A 421-nucleotide genomic window follows, 5' to 3' on the forward strand; every position below is an offset into this window, starting at 1 on the left:
TCCTGCGGTGGGTGACCACCGTGCGGGTTCGACCCCCGCCCTCGGCACCATATGCGCCCGTAGCTCAATTGGATAGAGCGTTTGACTACGGATCAAGAGGTTAGGGGTTCGACTCCTCTCGGGCGCGTTTTCTTTCGGGAAGTGGCTCAGCTTGGTAGAGCACCTGGTTTGGGACCAGGGGGTCGCAGGTTCAAATCCTGTCTTCCCGATACTTGTTTGGGGCCTTAGCTCAGCTGGGAGAGCGCCTGCCTTGCACGCAGGAGGTCAGCGGTTCGATCCCGCTAGGCTCCACCATTAGTTCTTTGAAAACTGAACGAAACAAACAACGTGAAACGTCAATTTTTATTTTAGATGCTAGACAAACTAACTTTATTGGAGAGTTTGATCCTGGCTCAGGATGAACGCTGGCGGCGTGCCTAAT

The 421-nt window shown here is 53.9% G+C and carries 3 tRNA genes; all 3 read left to right on the forward strand.

Going from position 1 to position 421, the window contains the following annotated elements:
- Positions 1 to 53: 53 nt before the first annotated feature.
- Positions 54 to 127 (forward strand) — tRNA-Arg (locus D1166_RS31010).
- A gap of 8 nt (positions 128 to 135) precedes the next feature.
- Positions 136 to 209: transfer RNA gene (locus tag D1166_RS31015), tRNA-Pro, on the forward strand.
- Between the two features lie 9 nt (positions 210 to 218).
- Positions 219 to 294 (forward strand) — tRNA-Ala (locus D1166_RS31020).
- Positions 295 to 421 lie beyond the last annotated feature (127 nt).

This window comes from Bacillus sp. ISO11 (assembly GCF_003458115.1).
In the GTDB taxonomy this organism is placed as follows: Bacteria; Bacillota; Bacilli; order Bacillales; family Bacillaceae_G; genus Bacillus_A; species Bacillus_A cereus.